Origin of the sequence: Acinetobacter guillouiae CIP 63.46 (assembly GCF_000368145.1) — a bacterium.
GTDB classification, from domain to species: domain Bacteria; phylum Pseudomonadota; class Gammaproteobacteria; order Pseudomonadales; family Moraxellaceae; genus Acinetobacter; species Acinetobacter guillouiae.
Window position 1 is genome coordinate 399,311 of record NZ_KB849282.1, and the last position, 21,552, is coordinate 420,862.

22 protein-coding genes are annotated in these 21,552 nt (G+C 38.7%); 14 read left to right on the forward strand and 8 right to left on the reverse strand.

Annotation, left to right across the window (positions count from 1 at the left end):
- Positions 1-225 precede the first annotated feature (225 nt).
- Complete coding sequence (locus F981_RS04185) at positions 226-852, reverse strand: hypothetical protein (protein ID WP_004718712.1); 627 nt, start codon at positions 850-852, stop codon at positions 226-228.
- A 227-nt stretch (positions 853-1,079) separates the two neighbouring features.
- On the opposite strand from F981_RS04185, the gene F981_RS04190 reads away from it, so the two are divergent.
- From F981_RS04190 to F981_RS04200, 3 genes are all read left to right on the forward strand, one after another.
- The gene (locus tag F981_RS04190; protein ID WP_004718714.1) at positions 1,080-1,805 is read left to right on the forward strand and encodes a reverse transcriptase family protein; all 726 of its coding nucleotides are present in this window, start codon (positions 1,080-1,082) and stop codon (positions 1,803-1,805) included.
- Positions 1,806-2,074: 269 nt separating this feature from the next.
- Positions 2,075-3,229 (forward strand): methionine aminotransferase, encoded by a 1,155-nt coding sequence (locus tag F981_RS04195; protein ID WP_004718716.1) that lies wholly within the window; start codon positions 2,075-2,077, stop codon positions 3,227-3,229.
- Positions 3,230-3,356: 127 nt separating this feature from the next.
- Positions 3,357-4,724, forward strand: a complete 1,368-nt coding sequence (locus F981_RS04200; protein ID WP_004718718.1) for an MATE family efflux transporter — start codon at positions 3,357-3,359, stop codon at positions 4,722-4,724.
- A gap of 95 nt (positions 4,725-4,819) precedes the next feature.
- Here the strand turns inward: F981_RS04200 and F981_RS04205 are convergent, their stop codons facing one another.
- The gene (locus F981_RS04205) at positions 4,820-5,665 is read right to left on the reverse strand and encodes an SDR family NAD(P)-dependent oxidoreductase (RefSeq protein WP_004718720.1); all 846 of its coding nucleotides are present in this window, start codon (positions 5,663-5,665) and stop codon (positions 4,820-4,822) included.
- A gap of 212 nt (positions 5,666-5,877) precedes the next feature.
- Between F981_RS04205 and F981_RS04210 the strand changes: the two genes are divergently transcribed.
- The 5 genes from F981_RS04210 to F981_RS04230 all read left to right on the forward strand — a co-directional run bounded on the left by F981_RS04210 (position 5,878) and on the right by F981_RS04230 (position 10,204).
- Entirely contained in the window at positions 5,878-6,552 is a 675-nt protein-coding gene (locus F981_RS04210; protein ID WP_004718721.1) for a TetR/AcrR family transcriptional regulator, read from the forward strand.
- Positions 6,553-6,825: 273 nt separating this feature from the next.
- Positions 6,826-7,536, forward strand: coding sequence for a phosphate regulon transcriptional regulator PhoB (gene phoB, locus F981_RS04215; protein ID WP_004718724.1), 711 nt, complete (start codon positions 6,826-6,828; stop codon positions 7,534-7,536).
- A 25-nt stretch (positions 7,537-7,561) separates the two neighbouring features.
- Complete coding sequence (gene phoR, locus F981_RS04220; RefSeq protein WP_004718725.1) at positions 7,562-8,920, forward strand: phosphate regulon sensor histidine kinase PhoR; 1,359 nt, start codon at positions 7,562-7,564, stop codon at positions 8,918-8,920.
- 24 nt (positions 8,921-8,944) lie between these two features.
- On the forward strand, positions 8,945-9,379 hold the full coding sequence (locus F981_RS04225) for a hypothetical protein (RefSeq protein WP_004718727.1): 435 nt from the start codon (positions 8,945-8,947) through the stop codon (positions 9,377-9,379).
- Positions 9,380-9,805: 426 nt separating this feature from the next.
- The gene (locus tag F981_RS04230) at positions 9,806-10,204 is read left to right on the forward strand and encodes a hypothetical protein (protein WP_004718730.1); all 399 of its coding nucleotides are present in this window, start codon (positions 9,806-9,808) and stop codon (positions 10,202-10,204) included.
- A 112-nt stretch (positions 10,205-10,316) separates the two neighbouring features.
- Here the strand turns inward: F981_RS04230 and asd are convergent, their stop codons facing one another.
- From asd to pncB, 3 genes are all read right to left on the reverse strand, one after another.
- The gene (asd, locus tag F981_RS04235; RefSeq protein WP_004718731.1) at positions 10,317-11,168 is read right to left on the reverse strand and encodes an archaetidylserine decarboxylase; all 852 of its coding nucleotides are present in this window, start codon (positions 11,166-11,168) and stop codon (positions 10,317-10,319) included.
- Positions 11,165-12,013 carry a sulfurtransferase gene (locus tag F981_RS04240; RefSeq protein ID WP_035371610.1) on the reverse strand — a complete coding sequence of 283 codons (849 nt, stop codon included), beginning with the start codon at positions 12,011-12,013 and terminating at the stop codon, positions 11,165-11,167. The genes asd and F981_RS04240 overlap by 4 nt, the downstream gene beginning before the upstream one ends.
- 92 nt (positions 12,014-12,105) lie before the next feature.
- The gene (pncB, locus tag F981_RS04245) at positions 12,106-13,332 is read right to left on the reverse strand and encodes a nicotinate phosphoribosyltransferase (RefSeq protein WP_004718736.1); all 1,227 of its coding nucleotides are present in this window, start codon (positions 13,330-13,332) and stop codon (positions 12,106-12,108) included.
- Between the two features lie 279 nt (positions 13,333-13,611).
- Between pncB and dtd the strand changes: the two genes are divergently transcribed.
- Positions 13,612-14,052 carry a D-aminoacyl-tRNA deacylase gene (gene dtd, locus F981_RS04250; protein WP_004718737.1) on the forward strand — a complete coding sequence of 147 codons (441 nt, stop codon included), beginning with the start codon at positions 13,612-13,614 and terminating at the stop codon, positions 14,050-14,052.
- Between the two features lie 94 nt (positions 14,053-14,146).
- Here the strand turns inward: dtd and F981_RS04255 are convergent, their stop codons facing one another.
- The 3 genes from F981_RS04255 to serB form a co-directional block, all read right to left on the reverse strand.
- Positions 14,147-14,626, reverse strand: coding sequence for an SCP2 sterol-binding domain-containing protein (locus F981_RS04255; RefSeq protein ID WP_004718739.1), 480 nt, complete (start codon positions 14,624-14,626; stop codon positions 14,147-14,149).
- Between the two features lie 216 nt (positions 14,627-14,842).
- The gene (gene aciT, locus F981_RS04260; RefSeq protein WP_004718741.1) at positions 14,843-15,157 is read right to left on the reverse strand and encodes a ciprofloxacin tolerance protein AciT; all 315 of its coding nucleotides are present in this window, start codon (positions 15,155-15,157) and stop codon (positions 14,843-14,845) included.
- 430 nt (positions 15,158-15,587) lie between these two features.
- Entirely contained in the window at positions 15,588-16,808 is a 1,221-nt protein-coding gene (gene serB / locus F981_RS04265) for a phosphoserine phosphatase SerB (protein WP_004718743.1), read from the reverse strand.
- A gap of 77 nt (positions 16,809-16,885) precedes the next feature.
- Between serB and F981_RS04270 the strand changes: the two genes are divergently transcribed.
- From F981_RS04270 to thiL, 5 genes are all read left to right on the forward strand, one after another.
- Positions 16,886-18,172: a hypothetical protein gene (locus F981_RS04270; RefSeq protein ID WP_004718745.1), complete on the forward strand. Its 1,287-nt coding sequence runs from the start codon at positions 16,886-16,888 to the stop codon at positions 18,170-18,172.
- Between the two features lie 291 nt (positions 18,173-18,463).
- Positions 18,464-19,585 (forward strand): bifunctional 3,4-dihydroxy-2-butanone-4-phosphate synthase/GTP cyclohydrolase II, encoded by a 1,122-nt coding sequence (ribBA, locus tag F981_RS04275; protein WP_004718747.1) that lies wholly within the window; start codon positions 18,464-18,466, stop codon positions 19,583-19,585.
- A gap of 97 nt (positions 19,586-19,682) precedes the next feature.
- Entirely contained in the window at positions 19,683-20,153 is a 471-nt protein-coding gene (gene ribH, locus F981_RS04280) for a 6,7-dimethyl-8-ribityllumazine synthase (RefSeq protein WP_004718750.1), read from the forward strand.
- A gap of 3 nt (positions 20,154-20,156) precedes the next feature.
- Positions 20,157-20,606, forward strand: a complete 450-nt coding sequence (nusB, locus tag F981_RS04285; protein WP_004718751.1) for a transcription antitermination factor NusB — start codon at positions 20,157-20,159, stop codon at positions 20,604-20,606.
- 11 nt (positions 20,607-20,617) lie between these two features.
- Complete coding sequence (thiL, locus tag F981_RS04290; protein ID WP_004718754.1) at positions 20,618-21,535, forward strand: thiamine-phosphate kinase; 918 nt, start codon at positions 20,618-20,620, stop codon at positions 21,533-21,535.
- Positions 21,536-21,552: the final 17 nt, after the last annotated feature.

Genomic DNA, 21,552 nt, shown 5'->3' on the forward strand with positions numbered 1-21,552 from the left:
AAAGCTATTCAATCTAGTATGTTCAAAAATATTTGGTAAAAAGTCTTTATGATTTTCAATCACGCGAAATTTGATTAAAAAAAGCATCGAACGTGAAATATCAAGAAAAAGCCGTTCCAGTGCGCTGAATGCTGAAACGGCTTTGGCTAAGATATTGATGCAAAAAGGGAAGCTTCAAGCATTTCGTATAAGCTGTATTATGTTAATTTTAGAGAATATAAATAATTACTCTACTGCTTCCATCATAAATTTTATATTTCCACCTATATTAAAAACTAATACTAGTTGCACAATAAAATAAAAAATTGACATAGAAGATTCATTATATGAAAAGGATATTCTTCGACCAGATTGGAAACTATATTTTTCCATTTGTATAGAATACTCACCTAACTCACCATCATAGAGTTTGATATCCACTCCATTTTTTCTAAATAAAATAAAAAGATGATTTGACTTGATTGATAATTTAAATGCATCCTTCCATACATTGGAAACTGTTTGAATATATTCAAATTTATTACGAATAAGAAATATAATTAGCTTATCTTTACTCATGATATTGTCTATTTTTCGACCTACCGGAATAAGCTTATTTCTTTTCTTACTAAAAAATTTTGCTAATCTAATATTTTCTTCAGTCTCTTGTATGTTAAAAACATAACGTCTTGCACATGACAGATAAATTCCCTTTTTTCCGCTTTTGACAACGCGACCAAGGTCATTCCACTGAGCGATAGTCTTATAACCTTTAGCTAGTAAGTCTATTTCCCAGTCATCATTCCAACAAGGGTCATCCCAAGGTCCACCATCTGGTGAATAATATTCAGGGTAATGATCTAAATTAGGCATATTTATTCCAAAAAATCATTGTTATTTATGGGTATATCTTAAATAATATGTACACTTTATACATAGTTTAGCTTCAGCAAAACAACTAGGTGTTGATGTTTCGTCCACTATTCTTTTTTTGCTTATCTAGTAGGTTATTCGGTTATCACCGAATATTTGAAGCAGCTACGCTAGGCTTAGTGAAGCTAACGCTTCATCCATTGAAACTATTGGAATTTCCGTAAATTATGTATAAAGAAAAATTTTCTTATACACAAAAGTGTATATCTAAAAAAAATGGAAAAATTAGAAAAATCTATGTTCCGAACGAAAATTTAAAAGCTTTCCTAAGAACATTATTAAAAAGCTTAGAAAACATTTATCAAAATAATTATATTTACGATTGTGATCATGCATTTCTTAAAGGAAAAAATTGTGTAACTAATGCAGCTACTCATATAAAAAATCGCTTTATTTTATCTTTAGACATTGAGAATTTTTTTGAGAGTCTTCCAAAAAGTTTGCTAGAGAATTACATATCAAATCAAATACTTGATCTTGTATTAGTAAATAGAAAAATAGTACAAGGATATCCAACAAGCCCGTATTTAGCAAATATTGCTATGATTGAAATCGACAGCTTGATTATGAAAGCAATTGAAAATAAAGATATTACTTACACTAGATATGCTGATGATCTTACCTTTAGCTTTAATGATTTAATGGAAAGAAAATATATTCTCGCAACGGTTATACAAATATTAAAAGGCTTTAACCTTAAAATTAATAGTAAAAAAACAAAATTCCAAGATAAAAAGAATGGAAGAGTTGTTATTACAGGGGTTGGGGTATCAATGTGTGCAGTACATCCAACTAGAAAAACGTTAAAAAAAATTAGAGCAGCCAAACATCAAAACAATATTCTAAGTGAACGTGGCTTAGTTTCTTGGAGTTTATGCAAAATTCCTAAATAGAAGTATATTACCTACATCATTTAACATAATGGGCGTTCTGCGAAGCTAACACCTATCCCTCATTATCAATATAATACGAACTATAAAGCCAGAATCCCAACTCAACTCCCCCAATATATTTAGTAACAAAACATTACCTCATATCTAACATCTCTATCTTAACTTCCTACCAAACACCTTCCCCTAACCAATAGGTTACTTAATCCTATTCAGCTCTTTAAAACGAACTGCTAAACTGCCACTCACACATTTATAAAATCAGCCTGGTCATGATCGAAATCCACTCCAAACTCCCTGCTCAAGGCGTCACCATTTTTAGCATCATGACCGCTATGGCACATCGTCTTAACGCCCTTAACTTGTCACAAGGTTTTCCTGACTTTGATGCCCCACCTGCGTTGCTACAAGCACTGAGCCAAGCCACATTAGACGGTTTTAACCAATACGCAGCTGGCGATGGTTTATTAGCGCTGAGAGAACAACTGGCGCAACTGTTTTTAAAACGAGATCAGTTACACCTTGATCCCATCACCGAAATCACCATCACACCAGGGGCAACGATCGGGATTTTTAGCGTAATACAAGCCATCATCCATCAAGACGATGAAGTGATTATTTTTGATCCAAGCTATGATAGTTATGCACCAAGCGTGCAATTGGTCGGTGGTAAAGCCATTCATATCCCACTCAATGCGCCTGAGTTTTCTGTAGATTGGAATCAAGTTAAATCTGCGATTACCGATAAAACCCGTATGGTGATTGTAAATACTCCACACAATCCAACTGGGGCGATTTGGTCTAAACAAGACTGGCTAAATTTAATTGAACTGATTCAAGATAAAAATATTATTGTGCTTTCAGACGAAGTCTATGAGCATTTGATTTATGACGGCGAAAAACATTATTCAGTATTATCATTTCCAGAACTCCGAGAGCGTAGTTTTGTAGTCGGTTCTTTTGGTAAAACCTTTCATGTCACGGGTTGGAAAACAGGTTATTGCATTGCGACACCAGAGCTCATGAAAGTATTTCGTCAAATTTATCAATTTGCCAACTTCTGTGGGGTAACACCTGTGCAAATGGCGCTTGCCAATTTTATGCAACAGCATCCTGAACATATCGACGGGCTATCAAGCTTTTATCAGCAAAAGCGTGACCTGTTTATTTCAGGTATTGCGGATTCAAAATTCAGTTTAATCCCCTCTCAAGGCACATTCTTTCAAAATGTTGACTACAGCCAAATTCGCCCAGATTTAAATGATGTTGAGATGTGTAAATTCTTAGCGGAAGAACATAAAATTGTGGCGATTCCAGTTTCTGTTTTTTATAAGCAAGCTCCTGAAAACTTACGTTTAGTACGTTTTTGTTTTGCTAAAAAGGAGCAAACTTTGATTCAGGCCTGTGAAATTTTAAATCAAATTTAATCCCAACTCATACAGATCATCTCTGTAAAATTAAAGCCTGAGTTACTCAAATACTCAGGCTTTTTACTCAGTGTTTGTTATATTATCAATAAGATAAAGACACTCGAAATAGACAGTAGAATAAAAGATGCCAGCTCGTCCCGATATGCTTCACCAACCCAAATTCTGGAAGGTTTTTTTAATCTTCCTTGGCCCACTGATTCTAACCAATATTCTGCAAAATCTGTCTGGAACAATTAATACCATTTTTGTTGGACAAATGCTCGGTGTAGAAGCAATTGCCGCAATTTCGGTATTTTTTCCGATTCTATTTTTATTGCTGGCTTTTGTGATTGGTCTATCTACAGGTGCAACTGTTTTGGTTGGACAAGCATGGGGCGCCAAAGATATCGAAAAAGTGCGTACCATTGTTGGCGCATTGTTATTTATGACCCTCATTGGTGGATCAATCATTGCCTTTTTAGGGGTGTTTTTTGCCAAAGAAATTCTATTACTTTTGGGTATAGATCCCAAAATCATGCATCTTGCACTGCCCTATGTTCAATGGATGTTAATGAGTAGCCCTTTTCTATTCATCTATATCACCTACACCTCTATTTTACGTGGTGTGGGTGACAGTACTACACCCTTAATGGCATCAAGTCTGACGATCATTGTGGGCGTCATTGTAACCCCAGCCTTGATTGGCGGTTACTTTGGTCTACCTAAGCTTGGCATTATTGCTCCAGCAATTGCCAGTGGCTTAGGCTTTATTTCGACCTTAGCTTTTCTCTATATCTATTTGAATAAAAAAGATCATGCTTTAAGACCAGATTCAGCGTTAATCCAGCATATCCGCTATCACCCACAATTTAGTCGCAGTATTTTGCGTTTGGGCGTGCCGACAGGTATTCAAATGGTGACCAACTCGGTCGCAGGTCTGGTGGTGATTGGACTGGTTAACCAACATGGTGCACATGCAACAGCGGCATATGGTGCAGTCAACCAAGTGCTCAACTATATCCAATTCCCTGCATTATCGATTGCCATTGCAGGTTCCATCTTTGCGGCGCAAGCGATTGGTGCTGGGAAGTCTGAGCTGTTGGCAAAAGTGACGCGAACGGCGCTGCTGAGTAATATTGTGATTACAGGTTCATTGGTACTCTTGGCCTATATTTGTTCAAAATATTTGATGGCGTTGTTTATTACAGATCCATCAGTGATTGAATTGGGTCAACAATTATTATTTATTGTGTTGTGGTCGATTATATTCTTTGGTGCAAGTGCAATTTTTGCCTCGATCATGCGGGCCAGCGGAACCGTGACTGTTCCTATGATTTTTAATATTTTATCCATCCTGCTCATTGAAGTTCCATGTGCTTATTTATTTAGTCAGTGGTTTGGTTTACAAGGCATTTGGTATGCGCTTGCACTGACCTTTTTCAGTCTATGCCTTATGCAAGGTTTGTATTACCAATTTGTTTGGAAAAAGAAAACGATTGAGATCTTAATTTAAATGAATGGATATTGAGTTCTTATTCAGCGCATAATTTCACAATGTCTAAAATGAAAAAACCGTCAGCTTGACGGTTTTTTCATTTTATAAATCAATTATTTTGGTTCTAGCTTTTTACTAAACTTGGTCGCAAAACCTGTAATTTTTTGATATCCAGTCGGTAAAATACGCTGAATTAAATCCAAGGTTTTTGCATCATTCCCAATAAGTAAACGACGTTTGTCTTTTAGTACAGCATCCAACATTTGTTGAGCAGCATCTTCTGGTGGCATACGTAATAGTTTATTAAATGCTTTTGCTGATTTGTCAGGGTTCATTCCTAAAGAACGTAAACTGTCATTCATACGCGCATCATTTGCAATATTGGTACGAATGCCGCCTGGATGGACACATAGTGCCGATACACCACACTTTTCGATATCTAATTCTTGACGTAATGATTCAGTAAAACCACGTACCGCAAATTTAGATGCATTATATGCAGACTGAGTCGGTTGCGCGGTTAAACCAAACAAGCTCGAAATGTTGATGATATGCCCATCACCTGTTTTCTTGATATAAGGTAAAAATTCTTTTGTTCCGTATACAACGCCCCAGAAATTGATATCCATGATCCATTCTAGTTCGTCATAAGATGCGCCTTCTACGGTAGAACCTAAAGCCACACCAGCATTGTTAAAAATCATGTTTACAGAACCATGATTTTGCACTGTGTCCGCAGCCCAAGCTCGCATTTCTTCAACTTTGGCAACATTCACTTTCTTTGAGGTCACACGAACATTATACGCTTTGACCAGTTCAACGGTTTCAGCTAAACCTTTTTCATTCACATCACTAATGGATAAATGACAACCTGCTTTTGCCAATAAAATAGCAAGTTGTTGTCCCATACCAGAGCCAGCACCAGTAATTGCAGCGACTTTGTTTTTAAAATTTTTCATTGTCTATCCTTTTTTAAACCCGCACAAAGCATTCAGAGTGATGTGCAGCTCACTTGCTCAATATAATTTTGACAATCATTATTGTCAATATTATATTATGATTTAGCCGATGTTTTTTTATACAAAAATTCTAGAATAGGTTTCAATGGCTTTTATTGCTAAAATAAGCGCTTCTTTGTGACAATCAAATATGACACGAGTAATTTTTTACAATGAATGAACCACTTTCCACTGAAAAGAAAACTATAAATAAAGCTGCCAAAGAGCGTCAATTTAAAGGCATGTCCTTATCTGAGCGGAAACTTGCACGTCGAGAAAAGCTGATCGAAGCAGGAATTGAAGCTTATGGTACGCATGGCTTTTTTTCTGTCACCGTCAAAGATATTTGTAATGAAGCCAAGCTAACTGAACGTTATTTTTATGAGTCCTTTAAAAAAAGTGAAGAACTGTTCCAAGTCATCTTTCTACAACTGATTGAACAATTACAACAAACCGTGATGCAAGGCGTCATGCAAGCAGCACCTGATCCTAAAAATATGATCCGTGGTGGCTTAACTGCAATCTTTACCATGTTAAAAAATGATCCACGTGTGGCGCGTATTATTTATATCGATGCCATGCTGGTTCAAGAGCTGCATAATCATGCCACGATCCATGAAACGATGGGCCGTTTTGACCGATTAATTCACTCCTTTGTCACCCTGATGATGCCGCATATTGAACGTAGTGAACAAGAAATTTCCTTAGTAGCCACAGGTTTAAATGGCTATGTGACTCAAATTGCGGTTCGATGGGTCATGGGCGGATTTAAACAATCGCTTGAAGAAATTGTCTCAGCATGTGAAATTGTATTTATATCGCTGATTGATTCATTTTCATCTAAATAAGCTTTTTAGCCTGAATGACCCTGTCATAAAATCGTCACAAAACTATCAAATAGCGTATTTTTATGTTCAGTTTAAATAAATTTCTTTTCTCAAAATGGAACATTTATTTAAAAATGTCATGGATTATTCATCATATCGACGATTATTTGTCACATTTTTTTGCAAAAATTCGTCAACATCTTCTTTTTGCAATGATACTGTCATAATTAATCTTTGTAATAAGCCTGTCATAAATAAAAGACGGTACACCGTTCATACATAGGATATTGCGTTGTGAAAGATGACTATATATTAATCGTCGATGACGAACTTCCGATTCGAGAAATGATTCATACCTCATTGGATATGGCAGGTTTTCAATGCCTGCAAGCTGAAGATGCAAAACAAGCCCATCAAATGATTGTTGACCAACGGCCATCTTTGATTTTACTCGATTGGATGATGCCTGGCGGTGTGAGCGGTGTAGACTTATGTCGTCGCTTAAAACGTGATGAAAATTTGGCAGAAATTCCAGTCATCATGTTGACAGCACGTGGCGAAGAAGACCATAAAGTTCAAGGTCTTGATGCTGGTGCAGACGACTATATGACCAAACCATTCTCTACCCGTGAATTGGTTTCGCGTATTAAAGCTGTCCTTCGTCGTGCCAATGCACTCAGTGGCGAAAAAACCATTGATGCCAATGGATTAATACTTGATCCAGTGAGCCAACGCGTCAGTTTTAGTGATAATATTTTAGAAATGGGTCCAACAGAATACCGCTTATTGGCATTCTTTATGACACATCCTGAACGTGCTTATACACGTGCCCAGCTACTTGATCAGGTCTGGGGTGGTAACGTGTATATTGAAGACCGTACCATAGACGTACACATCCGCCGCTTACGTAAAGTGCTTGAACCTTATGGTGCTGATCGCTACGTACAAACTGTACGTGGAACGGGTTATCGCTTCTCTACCCGTGCAGATGTTGCTTTAGGTTAAGCATTCTCAAGGTAAATAAATTTCTATGTATGAACCCTACCCCGTCCCAGATCTTGCACGAGAACATAAAAAATTCCGTTACAGTAGCTTGTGGGAATTTGCAAAACAAGATTTACGCCTGCTTGGTTTTTTACTCATCATTGGCGGATTTATTGGTTTAGGGATAGGGTATTTTTGGATTTGTATTTCCATCGGTTTTGCTGTTTTTTTTCTGTTTCAATTACGCTCTTTATACTTGGTCAATGAGTGGATTTCGAATCGTCCTTACGACTCTCCACCCAATCTAGAAGGTATCTGGGGTGCACTGCTTTTTAATGTTTATCGTGCACAACGCCAAGAACGGGTTGTTCAAGCTGAAATGGTCGGATTGATTGATCGGGCGCAATCCTCACTGATAGCTTTAGCAGAAGCTGTTGTTTTAACGGATGAATTACATCAAATTGAATGGTGGAATCCTGCTGCGGAAAGACTGTTAGGCATTCAACCGCTAGATCGTGGTCGTAACATCTTGACTATTATCCGCCAGCCGAGCTTTATTGAATATTTTAATAATATCGACCAATCTCCAGATGGCATTAAAATAAAATCTTCGGTTTATGAAGAGCATTATGTACAGATTAAACTAACACGTTTTGGTAGTGAAAGCCGTTTGCTCGTTGCTTACGATGTCACACGTGTACATAATCTGGAACAAATGCGCAAAGACTTTGTCGACAATATTTCACATGAACTTCGTACCCCACTGACTGTACTCAGTGGTTATATCGAAACCTTTACCGATCAAGAAGATTTAAATCCGCGCTGGAAACGTGCCTTTGAACAGATGCAATCACAAACACGTCGAATGAATGCCTTGGTCAATGACTTACTCTTGCTTTCACGTTTGGAAGGCAATAAACAGGTCGCAAAAAATCAAATCATCGATATGCCGAATTTGATGAATCAGCTTTTTGATGATGCACAAGCCTACAATGTCGATTATGGCCATACTTTAAATTTAGATATTGACAGTCATTGTGACTTAATTGGTTCTGATGCAGAGCTTGCCAGTGCGTTTAGTAATTTAATCACCAATGCGATTAAATACACCCCTAAAGGTGGCACTGTTACAATCGGCTGGCATGATGACAGTGAACATGGTTATTTCACTGTTGAAGATACCGGGATCGGGATTGATCCAAAACATATTCCACGTTTAACCGAACGCTTTTATCGTGTAGACAGCGCACGAAGCCGCCAAACAGGTGGAACAGGTTTAGGGCTTGCCATTGTGAAGCATGTTTTAATGCAACATAATGCGTATTTAGAAATTGATTCTAAAGAAAATCGGGGGTCTATTTTTAGAGTGGTTTTCCCCAAAGAGCGCCTTGATTTTGCAGGTTAATATTTGATTTTTTGATTAATTCGAATGAAACTATTTCTAGATTGTGAATTTAATGGCTTTGGTGGTGAATTAATTTCGCTGGCATTGGTTGACGAGAATAATCAACATTTTTATGAAGTTTTAGAATGCGCAGACCCAATTACTTGGGTTAAAGACCATGTCATGCCTCGTCTAAATCAAAAACCGATTTCCTTAGCGCAATTTCAAAGTCGCTTACAGATTTATTTATCTCAATATACAAGTCTTGAAATTGTGGCAGATTGGCCAGAAGACTTTGCCTTGTTTACCCGTAGTCTGGTACTTTCTGCAGGAAAATGTATCCGAACACCTCCGCTGACCATGCAGTTATGGATGCAGGATCCAATCGAAACCCATGTCCCCTCTGAAAATCCACACAATGCCTTAGCAGATGCACAAGCTTTAAAGCTGTCTTATTTCAATGCATCGAAATTAATCTAAAATCTATTCCAGATTTAGCCGCACATTTTTATCAGGTTGCTATTACATAGAAAGAATCACCAAATAGCTCACACTGTTTGTGTATTTACCATTGGAAAGATGCTTTGACTCGACAAAAGCATATTTGGAAATTAATACTAAAAAATCGATGTCCAACTTTTAAAATCGTTTTCCTTAAAAAGCACTTATGCCATAACGAGAATTCATACTTAGACGTGTGCTGTATATCTTCATAATAAAATTCGAGATCAAGTTGAATAAATGACTTTAGATTATAAAAATAAAGCTTAGTTATATTAATGTTGACCAAGTCACACTAGTTAAATATATTGAGAAATATATCTGATTTTAAGCATTATTTTATTATCAGCTATTTTTATAAAAATCTATTCATAAATATCAACACACTAAAAAATGGACATTACAATGAATAAATATAAATTTTCTATTGCAGCTGTTTTAGGATTATTACTGAGTGGGTGCTCTACGACCATGGCAAAACTCTCTTATAACGATCTAACAGGGAAAACCGCAAATGAGATGATGAATACCACTCGTGAAGGAAAATACGGACCAGTATGGGGAAAGCCTTATACGATTGGCGTTGACAAGGATGGAGGTCAATTATTTTTTTATTGGATACGTTCCGATATGGGAATAACAACCGAACAATGTGGACAAGACATGAATCCGGGTGTCGTAATTCAATATATGTGTAGCTATTCCAATGTCTGGTGGAAGGAATGGAAGATTAAATTTGGACAAGACGGACGAGTTTCTGAATGGAAAATAGTTTCTTTTAAGGCGGAAAAAAACCACTTATAACAGGTTTACATCAAATCCCATTCGGCTTTGTGAGCTTGACTCTGTTACTCAAAGTGATACAGAGTCAAACTCAATCAGCCATTTGTAAAATATAATAATCTATTAATCTCTATTATATTTGATGCCCTAAAGCTTCACCCATCACCACAATAGAATTGGCTTTAAACTGTTCATCCCAAGTGATTTTATTCTGTTCAAACAATACAACTGCGGTTGAACCTAAATAAAAACGTCCAAGCTCAGCACCCTTTTCTAAGGCTAAATCATGCTGGTTTAACTCTAAACGCCCTGTTGGTTTTACTTTGCCAGTCGCCACAGTTTCAATTCCTGCAACGATCATTGCACCCACGAGAACAACCGCCATACGTCCTAATTCGGTATCAAACAAACATACCATACGCTCATTACGTGCAAATAAACCTGGGATATTCTCTGCTGTCGTTTGGTTTACAGAAAATAACTCACCAGGGATATACAAGGTTTCGGTCAACGTTCCTGCAAATGGCATATGGACACGGTGATAATCACGTGGTGACAAATAAACCGTGGCAAATTCACCATTGATAAATGGTGCAGCCAATTGCGGATCGCCAATCAGTTTGTCTACAGAAAAACTTTGGCCTTTGGCCTGAAAGACATCACCATCTTTAATTTTACCCAACTGAGAAATTGCACCATCTGCTGGAGAAACAATACTGGTCTGATCTGCGTCAATTTCTCGAACACCGTCTTTTAAGGCACGGGTAAAAAATTCATTGAATGATTTATATTTTAAAGCATCACTTTGCTCAGCAATAGAAAGGTCTATCCCGTACTGTGCTTTAAATGCTTGAATCGCTAAATTTTTAACAATTGGATTTTCACTGGCTGCAACTTTACCAACAACACGGCTGAGTTGCTGTTGCGGAATGACTTTTTGTGCTTGGATAAAAATTTGTTTTTTTAACGCTGATGTAAGACTCACGCAGGTGATTCTCCAGTAATAATTGGACTATCGAGGCGATTGCCCCACTCGCTCCACGCACCATCATAGGCTTGAATATTCCAATCCAATAACCGACCCAAGATATAAGCCAGACCAGAACGATGATGTGACTGACAATACACCACCACAGGCTGGTCAAATTGAAAGCCTAATTGTTCTAGACGTTGTTGCGTGCGTTCTAGAGGATGCAATTTTAAATGATTTTGACGATTAATTGCAGTACTCCATTCAAAATGTTGTGCACTTGGAATGTGACCGCCGCGTCGCGCTGCTAAACGCTGTCCCGTATATTCTTCTGAAGTTCGACAATCCCAAACTTGAATCGCTTGCTGTTCAACCTTTTGCAACAGTTTGGCATATTCAATTCGGTGTTGATCAAGATGTTGTAAATTGACGGTAACTAAGGGTTCAACTTTGCTAAAGCTTTCCGCTTCAGCCGAAGTTGGGTAGCCTGCTGCCAACCATGCATGAATTCCGCCATTGAGGAGGCTAGTATTATAAAAACCAAGGCAATGTAAATTCCAAATCAAACGCCCAGCCCAAGCACCACCTTCATCATCGTAGACCACAACATGATGTTCGGGAGAGATGTTTAAATACTCAATCAGCGCTTTTAAACCGTCCTCATCGGGCAATAACCCTGAAGCTTGTTCTTCCTGTCGAACCAACAGTTGTGGTTTAACATGTAAGGCATGTGGAATATGTAATTGATCATACACAGAGCTACGACTTAGATCGACAATACGAATTTTGTCATGACCTAAAAATGGCACAAGTTGTTCTGCTTCTATGAGTAATTCGAAGTTAAAGGCTGATGTAGTCATACGTTTTTCTATTTTAAGACCTTGAGCACAAATGATCTTAGCACAGTGTTTTTTACCAATATGCTGATTTTTCACATTCTTTTAGCAAAAATTCAGATATCAATTTTCACTGCTTCGACAACTTCAGGTATTTCAAAGACCTGTCGTAAGTAAGCCAAGAAAGTATCGTTATCCGTCATGGTTTTTCCGGGACTATCTGAAATTTTCGCCACCGATTGACCATTACACTCCACCAGTTTTAACACAATATTGAGTGGCGTTTGCCCCATATCATTGGTCAAATTGGTACCAATACCAAAACTAACTTGAAAGCGATCTTTAAAGTATTGATACAACGCCCATGCACGTTCAATATCTAATCCATCACTAAAGGTTAGCATCTTGGTTTTAGTATCAATTTTTAGTTTTCGGTAGTGCTGATAAGCTTTATCGCCCCATTCAAATGGGTCACCACTGTCATGACGTAAACCATCGAATAACTTGGCAAAATACAAATCAAAATCTTGTAAGAATGCATCCATACCGACCACATCGGTCAAGGCAATGCCCAAATCACCACGATACTCTTGTACCCAGGTTTCTAAAGCAGCTTTTTGAAAATCTCTTAAGCGGACATCTAGCGCTTGGAATGCTTGTAGAAACTCATGCGCCATGGTTCCAATGGGATGAATATTTAATTCCTTTGCCAAAAGGACATTACTGGTACCTCTAAACACATTGGGTACAGCTGCATGGAAGGTCTGGATCACATGTCTTTGCCAATCTAGGCTATAACGACGACGAGTACCAAAATCTGAGACTAAAAATGGAGGAGCTTGAGTGCCTTGTTGTTGTTCAAATTTCTTTAATAATTCAACTTTGGCTTGTAGACGACGTTCACCTTCAACATAAATGTCATCATTACGAATCCGGCTAAAATAAAGTTCATTGACAATCGCCAGAACAAAAATTTCAAACATCATCGCCTGAACCATTGGGCCTTCAACCCAAATGTCTAAACGACCTTGTTCATCAATACCCGCTTTAATAAAACGGCGTTTGAGTTGGAATAATTCTAAATAGTCAACAAAATCACTTTTGATAAAACGCATACTACGTAAATATTGCAATTCATCTTCTTGGAATTTGAGTAAGCAGAGATGATCGAGCTGCTCGTTCAAATCATCCAGAATATCCGTCAGGGGATAAACCGTAGCATCTAGATTACGACAGCGAAAGTGATACACACTGTGCGTTTGAGGAAATTTATGTAGCACCACTTGTAACATGGTAAATTTATATAAATCTGTATCGAGCAAGGATTGGATGATTGGCGCCATATCTATTTTAATTTCGCTATGCTGTTTTTATTAAAGCATATTTTTCGCTGAGATAACGTAATCATTTATAAGTGATGAACTATATTTTCAGTTAAGCTCAACATAAATCTCAGCAGAATTATTTTTTCAATTTATCTACTCACATGATAATTTTATAAATTCTATTCTTATTCAAAAGCTTATCAACAGCTTCAACTTTTCAGCAATGGCCTACTCGCATCAACTTACAGGGTTTTCCCTGTTAGAATAGCGCTATCGTATTTTAGTCTTATTGTTTATATGCGCGCATTATTACAAAGAGTGTTAGAAGCCAAAGTTGTTGTTGATGGTGAAACCACGGGGAAAATTCAAAAAGGAATTTTGGTTTTTCTAGGCTTAGCGAAGGAAGATAATTTTGAAAAAGGTCAAAAATTAATTGATAAAATTTTGAAATATCGTTTCTTTGATGACGAACAAGGCAAAATGGGCTGGAACGTCAGCCAAGCCAATGGCGGGATTTTATTGGTCTCTCAATTCACCTTAATGGCACAAACGCAAAAAGGCTTGCGTCCAGACTTTGGGCCAGCCATGCCGCCCGCTGAAGCCCAGGCACTGTATCAACAATTGGTTGATTATGCTCGATCACAATTTAAAAATGTTGAGACGGGTATTTTCGCAGCGGATATGAAAGTGCATTTGGTCAATGATGGGCCTGTGACCTTTAACTTGGAAGTTGAATAATTAAAAGCTGAATAATCAAAAGCTTGATCTTAATACCAATGTTTAAATCTTAAAAAGCCCGATCAGATCGGGCTTTTTAAGATTTTCGATTCGCTTAGCGTCCAATCTTCTCTTTTAAGAATTGACGTGCCAATTTAATTTTATCTTTTACTGGTTTTGGAACTTTTGGTGGAATCAGTTTAGCCACTTGGTTAAACCAGACCAACAAACTGAAATCGCCTTCCATTTTGATGCTGCCGTTTTGCATACCCGTCATAAAAGCCGTTGGATCGCCTTTTACCAAAGTTTTTACACCTTGCTCACTGTCAGCAAACTGTAAAACAAAATCAGCTTTTTGTTCAGCACCTGAAACTGTATCAATTTGACCATTGTTCACAATAATTTGGCGTGCCACGCCCAAGTCAGTACCAATCTGAATACGGAACTGACGGTCATGGGTCAATTCAATAAATTTTGGACTGGTACGAGCCAATTGTTTCATACGAAGTGCTAAACCCAATACAAGCAAATCCAGTGGATCTGTACTTGCATCAACGATTGGTAACTTCACAACTGGAATTGCAGAAAGTTTCATGACATTTAAGCCTGTTGTTTTTTAAATTAGATTCGAATTTGCTCATCCTAGCATAACTTGTCATTGCGTAGACATGGCTTTCAGAGCAAAGTATAAACTGAAAAAAAGGTATACCATTATGATATACCTTGGAATGTCTAAATTGATTTTTTTCGTGTAATTAAAGTCACTATTGTTATCTTAGCGTTCATATTGACTGAAGTTTTCACTCAAAACTTATTCATCTTCATAGACTGGGGTATGTTCAATATATTGGCGATTTGCCAATGCTTTTTGTGCACGATTGTCTTCACGCAATAAGAGAGCAATCAATGCAGACATCGCCAACATAATCGCGGTTAAATAGCTATATGCGACCGAAATATCAAAGATGTTCTGTACACTATAACGCATTGCTTCCAAGGTGCCCCAGAAGATCATGCCTGCAAACATAAACCCTAACCAATGACGATAAGGGGAAAAGAAAACGGTAGCCAACGCTGCAGCAATTAGACCGAATCCAATCAATATTGCAAATGTTGTTGATACCATAACAACCTCCGTCAAAATGATGCCTTATAAAAAAACCGTTTAAATAGGTGTTTCACAACAATTTCAAGCTTTATAATTTTTCTTAAATCACCTTATAGAAGCTTATGCTTTGCATTATGTATAGTTTTTAAGAGAAGGAAAGCGCTGTTTTCTGCTTAAACGACACACTTTGTCGCAACATTCATTTGTCATTACATTTTTTAAGAATCCTGTTTTTCTCACAATCTAATTACCATCAATCATGCAGTGTCATTACAAAAAAATACACACAGCTTTTAATCCCTAAAAAACTTTTTTTAAGTTCTAAAACGAATATTTTTATCAAGCTGTTTTATTGAGCGCGAATGGCAGCAAAGTGATTCATTTTCAAATAAAAAATAGCGACTTAAAGTCGCTATTTGTCATGATTCTGCAATATAACCCATGTCATTTAAGCACGGGACAAATCTTTATCATGCACGCCTAAAAGATAAAGCACACCATCTAGACCTACACTTGAAATAGCTTGATTGGCATTTTGGCGAACCACAGGTTTAGCACGGAATGCGACTCCAAGCCCTGCAATTGAAAGCATCGGTAAATCGTTTGCGCCATCTCCAACCGCAATCGCTTGCTCAGGTGAAATCCCCATTTTTCCAGCCAATTCAGTCAAGAGATACGCCTTGCGCGCACCATCAACGATATGGCCTTTAACCTCACCTGTCACAACACCATTTTCAACATCGAGGATATTGGCATGCACTTCATCAATGCCCAATTTTTCTTGTAGATATTCAGCAAAGTACTGAAAACCACCAGATAAAATCGCAGTTTTATAACCCAGTGATTTTAGTGTCGAGATTAACCGCTCGGCACCTTCTGTCACGGTTAGTCGTTCAGCAATTTGAGGCAATACTGTGGCATCAAGGCCTTTAAGTAACGCAACGCGTGCACGGAAACTTTGTTGAAAATCTAACTCCCCTTGCATTGCACGTTCAGTGATTTCAGCGACTTTATCGCCCACCCCTGCTTCTTTAGCAAGTTCGTCAATCACTTCTTGCTCAATCAAAGTCGAGTCCATGTCGAAGCAGACTAAGCGACGATTACGGCGATAGGCATTGTCTTCCTGCACCGCGACATCAATATTTAATTCAGCAGAAAGCCGTAAACATGCGGCACGCATCGCCTGTGCATCCAGCATTTGCCCACTCAAACCGAATTGAACACATGAACGTTTCAGTCCATCTTGGTGTCCATTGCGCTCGGGACGCCCCGACAAGCGCGTCACTGTTTCAATGTTAAAACCTTGACTTGAAACAATATTGGTCACCGCTTGCAGATGTTCGGCTGTGAGCTCTGGTGCTAAAGCGGTCACGATATAACGTGTGCGCCCACCTTCACTCACCCATTGGTCATATTCTGCGCCTGAAATCGGCTTAAAACGAACAGTTAAACCAATATCATGTGCTAAAATAAGGATGTCTTTCATGGCTAAAGCTGTTGCAGTTTGATCGTTTGACGACACTACAATACCTAAAGTCAATTGATTATGGATGACCGCCTGTCCTACATCTAATATTTGCAAAGAATGTACGGACAACACTTGCATTAATCGAGTAAACTGATTGGGTTGGTCAGGTCCTAAAAATGAAATAAGAATGATTTCTCGCATGAATTGACTCGGGTCTGAGCTACAACAATTGGAAGAATCATAATCGAAATCGAAATTTTTTGCTTTGGAAGTTTACGTTGAATGCGCCAAGACAAGGGCTATTTGCTAGCCTACTTATTGTAAGTTTTGCATTTCATACCTTTTTATTGGTAGTTGCAACAACACATCAGTTGAATGAAAACCGTGCCAGCCAAGGCCAACTCATGACCAGCCAATTGGTCACGGACAGCCTATCTGAACTCGAACCCGCAAATACGGTGTCATTGGCGCTGTTGGCAAATCGCTATGCGACCAATCCAAGTGTGGCTTCGATTCGAATACTTGATGCTAAAAAACAAGTACTGGCAACCAGTGGTATGGCAAAAACGCGTCAAGGTGAAGTTTTTGTTCGTGATGCATTACAGAACGAGAAAAAAGTCGGCACTATTGAAATTACCTTGATCAAGCCAAGTATTGGTGAAATTTTACGGACCCAATGGCTGGCTATTTTAGTGTCCTTATTGATTCATACCTTCTTATGGTTGGCCTACCGTGCCATCGCTCGTCCAACACGTAGTGAATATTTGGCTCGTATCAACAATGAAGCCCGTTTAAAACATGAGATTCAACAACTGACAGAAGCACTTGAAGCTGAGAAAGCCAACCGCATCATTGCGATTGCCCAAGCTCAACAACAAGCGCAAGCCAAAGCAAAACCTGAACCCAAAACTCCTGTAACCACGACACTGGAAAATGACCAAGAGATTTTGGCGCTGAATATTCAGTACTATGATCCAAAACAACTGATGAATACGGTCAACCAGTCGGTTTCACTGCCTTATTTTAATTTATGTCAGATTTTTCTGAATAAAAGTATTGAACTTTGCGCACAGCATTTCAAATTGAATGCAAAAGATTTCACCATTCATCAAGAATTTAATCAGAATGGTGCAATCCTGAGTATTGATGCTGAAAAACCCAATGCAGCACAATCTATATTAATGGTTGGTTCGGTATTTCAATTATTGTCAGAAGTTCTGTATAAACGTTACCGTGAAGATAAGCGCTTTGTGTTACAGACGCGTTGTGCGGTCACCACCTCAGTAGAGGCGATGCAACTTGATGCGTCTCAAGCGGCTGAGCGCTTGGTGAATCATTTAATTGCCAAAGAAATGGCATTGTATTTAAGCAATGATCAACTCAAGCATATTGGTGATTGTTATCAATTGGTTGCCTTGCCAAATCCAACCAATGTGTTGACCCGTCACTCATTTATGATCAATGGTATGAATAATGACTGTGCTGAACTTGCACAAAATATTCGTACTGAGATTTTAAAAGGTAAGAAAAATACACCGAATTCTGAAGCAATCTCAGAGAATTGAATATTTACCATCTATCAAGCCCTCCTCTTTTTTAAAGTGTGAGGGTTTTTCTTTTATTACGCTCAATTTCCGATAAGTTAATCTTATTTTTTTCGAAATGAGTGTCTGATCTTTATACTAAATCGCAATGTTTCAATTTTCTTCTCTTTTCATTGCCCTACAAGCTTGTGTATAACTATCTATCTCAAAGGAAGATGATAAGCATAGGCAAAATACGTAAAAACACGTTAGACTATGCTCCGAATGTACTCAATGAAAATGTCATACGACAGAACAAAAAGGTGAAGGTTGATGCCGCTCAATACTGTTGAAGAGCTTGTAGCAGATATCCGTGCAGGTAAAATGGTTATCCTCATGGATGACGAAGATCGTGAAAATGAAGGCGATTTAGTCATTGCTGCAACACACGTACGCCCTGAAGACATCAACTTTATGATCACCCATGCTCGTGGTCTTGTATGCCTAACACTGAGTCGTGACCGCTGTAAGCAACTCGATCTACCATTAATGGTCGACCATAATGGCGCACAACACAGTACAAATTTCACGCTTTCTATTGAAGCGGCAAATGGTATTACTACTGGTATTTCTGCCGCAGAACGTGCCCATACCATTCAAACTGCAGTTGCAGCACATGCCAAACCTGCTGATATTGTACAACCTGGACATATCTTCCCATTGATGGCACAACCGGGTGGTGTATTACACCGTGCTGGACATACTGAAGCTGGCTGTGACTTATCTCGTTTAGCGGGTTTAGAGCCTGCGTCGGTGATTTGTGAAATTATCAATGAAGATGGCACGATGGCACGTCGTCCAGATCTTGAAGTATTTGCTGAGAAACATGGCTTAAAAATTGGTACAATTGCTGATCTGATTCATTATCGTATGACCAATGAACAAACCGTAGAACGTTTGGATCAACAAAGTATAGATACTGAATACGGTACCTTTGATTTATACCGTTACCGTGAAATTGGTAATCCAGACATTCATTTGGCTTTGGTCAAAGGTGAACCGAAACAAGGGGTGACAACTGTCCGTGTACATGGTTTCAACCCTGTACGTGATTTATTGAAACTCAATAAAAAAGATGGTGAGCCTGCTTGGAACCTCGATAAAGCACTCAAAACGATTGCCGAGAGTGATCGAGGGGTTTTGGTCTGGATTGGTCAACGTCATTTATCTGACTTAGGCCCTGCTTTAGCAGAACTTGGTAAGCCAAAACCAACAAAATCAAATGCTGCACTTTCACAGCAATACCAAACGATTGGTGTCGGTGCACAAATTTTACGTGATCTTGGTGTTGAAAAGATGAAACTTCTTAGCTCACCATTACGTTTCAATGCATTATCAGGCTTTAATTTAGAAGTGGTGGAATACATCACTGCTGACCAAAAAACGGGTCAATAATTTTTAATCAGACTGCATTTATTGCTCAATTAGGTTTTTAGTCGGGAAATAAAAGCAGTCGGTACAACCACTTATCTGTTAAATTATCGAGGTTGCCATGGCGATTCGCCGAATTGAAGGTTTATTACATCTCGCGAGCGAAGACCGTTACGCGATTTTAGTTGGTCGTTTTAACAGCTTTGTTGTTGAACATTTATTAGAAGGTGCAATTGATACATTGCATCGTCATGGTGTAAGCGACGATAATATCACTGTCGTTCATGCACCGGGCGCATGGGAACTTCCAGTTGTGGCTAAAAAACTAGCAGCTTCTGGTAAATTCGATGCAGTGATTGCACTTGGCGCAGTGATTCGTGGTAGTACTCCACATTTCGACTTCGTTGCAGGTGAATGTGCCAAAGGTTTAGGTGTGGTTGGTTTAGATACTGGCCTACCTGTAATCAATGGTGTATTGACTACGGATAGTATTGAACAGGCGATTGAACGCTCTGGTACAAAAGCAGGTAATAAAGGTGGTGAAGCTGCCCTTACTGCTATTGAAATGGTTAACCTGTTAAAGGCAATTTAAAGCATGTCGCAAACACTCCAAGCTACTTATGCAGCAAAACGTAAAGCACGTCGCTTTGCTGTACAAGGGATTTATGAATGGCAAATGAGCCACAACCCAGTGCATGAAATTGAAGCACGTACCCGTGTTGAAAACGCAATGCATAAAGTGGATCTCGGCTATTATCATGAGTTGCTCACAGCCGTGATCGCAAACCATGAAGCATTGGATGCTTTACTTGTTCCTGTTCTGGATCGTGAACTGAGTGCATTGGACGGTGTAGAACTTGCTACATTACGTTTAGGTGCATACGAACTCAAAGACCATCTTGAAGTCCCTTATCGAGTTGTACTCGATGAAGCCATTGAGCTGGCAAAACACTTTGGTGGTGCTGACAGTCACAAATACATCAATGGTGTATTAGATCGTTTAGCAACAAGCCTGCGTGAAGCAGAAAAGCAACAAAGCAAATAAGTTGTTTTTACATGGCTGAGTTTTCAATTATTGAGACCTATTTCAATCGTCAGCAGCAAACTGATGTTGATCTAGGCGTCGGTGACGACTCAGCTCTGCTCTCCCCGCCTTTGAATCATCAATTGGTGATTTGTACGGATACCCTTGTCGCTGGTCGACATTTTCCGCTAGAAACCTCTCCACATGCCATTGGCTGGAAATCTGTTGCTGTCAATCTTTCAGATATTGCTGCAATGGGTGCAAAACCTCACAGTATTTTACTCGCATTGAGCCTATCCCAAATTGATCATGACTGGCTAAAACAATTTAGTCAGGGTTTATATGATTGTTGCGATCAATTTGGCGTACGTTTAATTGGTGGTGATACCACGCAAAGTCCACATCTCACCATTACCGTCACTGCACTGGGCTGGATTGAAACAGGCAAAGCCATTACCCGTTCTGGCGCGCAAGTCGATGATTTAATTGTAGTCAGTGGCTCGATTGGTGATGCCGCTTTTGGGCTAAAACATTTAGGACATCCCCTACAACAACGTTTAGATTACCCAACACCGCGCTGTGAACTAGGCGTGATGTTAAAAGACTTGGCGTCCAGTATGATTGATGTTTCAGATGGGCTTGCTCAAGATCTCGGGCATATCTTAAACGCCTCTGGTGTCGGTGCAAAAATAAATTTAAATCAACTCCCGATTCAGTCAACTTTAAGGCAACTCAGCGACAATGAGCAATGGAAATATGCTTTAGCGGGCGGAGATGATTATGAGTTATGCTTTACAATAACTATGCAAAATTATGCTAAACTTTTGCAATTAAAACCAAATGTAACCACTACAATCATCGGCCAAGTTACACAAAAATCTGGGATTGTATTTGAGAAAGATGGCTTAGACCATCCACTTCAACTTCAAGGGTACCAACACTTTGCATAAACCTCCGATTGTCTTTA

Coding starts and splice junctions, on each gene's coding strand:
- F981_RS04185 (WP_004718712.1), bottom strand. CDS start 852: ATGCCTAATTTAGATCATTACCCTGAATATTATTCACCAGATGGTGGA.
- F981_RS04190 (WP_004718714.1), top strand. CDS start 1,080: ATGTATAAAGAAAAATTTTCTTATACACAAAAGTGTATATCTAAAAAA.
- F981_RS04195 (WP_004718716.1), top strand. CDS start 2,075: ATGATCGAAATCCACTCCAAACTCCCTGCTCAAGGCGTCACCATTTTT.
- F981_RS04200 (WP_004718718.1), top strand. CDS start 3,357: ATGCCAGCTCGTCCCGATATGCTTCACCAACCCAAATTCTGGAAGGTT.
- F981_RS04205 (WP_004718720.1), bottom strand. CDS start 5,665: ATGAAAAATTTTAAAAACAAAGTCGCTGCAATTACTGGTGCTGGCTCT.
- F981_RS04210 (WP_004718721.1), top strand. CDS start 5,878: ATGAATGAACCACTTTCCACTGAAAAGAAAACTATAAATAAAGCTGCC.
- phoR (WP_004718725.1), top strand. CDS start 7,562: ATGTATGAACCCTACCCCGTCCCAGATCTTGCACGAGAACATAAAAAA.
- F981_RS04225 (WP_004718727.1), top strand. CDS start 8,945: ATGAAACTATTTCTAGATTGTGAATTTAATGGCTTTGGTGGTGAATTA.
- F981_RS04230 (WP_004718730.1), top strand. CDS start 9,806: ATGAATAAATATAAATTTTCTATTGCAGCTGTTTTAGGATTATTACTG.
- F981_RS04240 (WP_035371610.1), bottom strand. CDS start 12,013: ATGACTACATCAGCCTTTAACTTCGAATTACTCATAGAAGCAGAACAA.
- pncB (WP_004718736.1), bottom strand. CDS start 13,332: ATGGCGCCAATCATCCAATCCTTGCTCGATACAGATTTATATAAATTT.
- dtd (WP_004718737.1), top strand. CDS start 13,612: ATGCGCGCATTATTACAAAGAGTGTTAGAAGCCAAAGTTGTTGTTGAT.
- F981_RS04255 (WP_004718739.1), bottom strand. CDS start 14,626: ATGAAACTTTCTGCAATTCCAGTTGTGAAGTTACCAATCGTTGATGCA.
- aciT (WP_004718741.1), bottom strand. CDS start 15,157: ATGGTATCAACAACATTTGCAATATTGATTGGATTCGGTCTAATTGCT.
- serB (WP_004718743.1), bottom strand. CDS start 16,808: ATGCGAGAAATCATTCTTATTTCATTTTTAGGACCTGACCAACCCAAT.
- ribBA (WP_004718747.1), top strand. CDS start 18,464: ATGCCGCTCAATACTGTTGAAGAGCTTGTAGCAGATATCCGTGCAGGT.
- ribH (WP_004718750.1), top strand. CDS start 19,683: ATGGCGATTCGCCGAATTGAAGGTTTATTACATCTCGCGAGCGAAGAC.
- nusB (WP_004718751.1), top strand. CDS start 20,157: ATGTCGCAAACACTCCAAGCTACTTATGCAGCAAAACGTAAAGCACGT.
- thiL (WP_004718754.1), top strand. CDS start 20,618: ATGGCTGAGTTTTCAATTATTGAGACCTATTTCAATCGTCAGCAGCAA.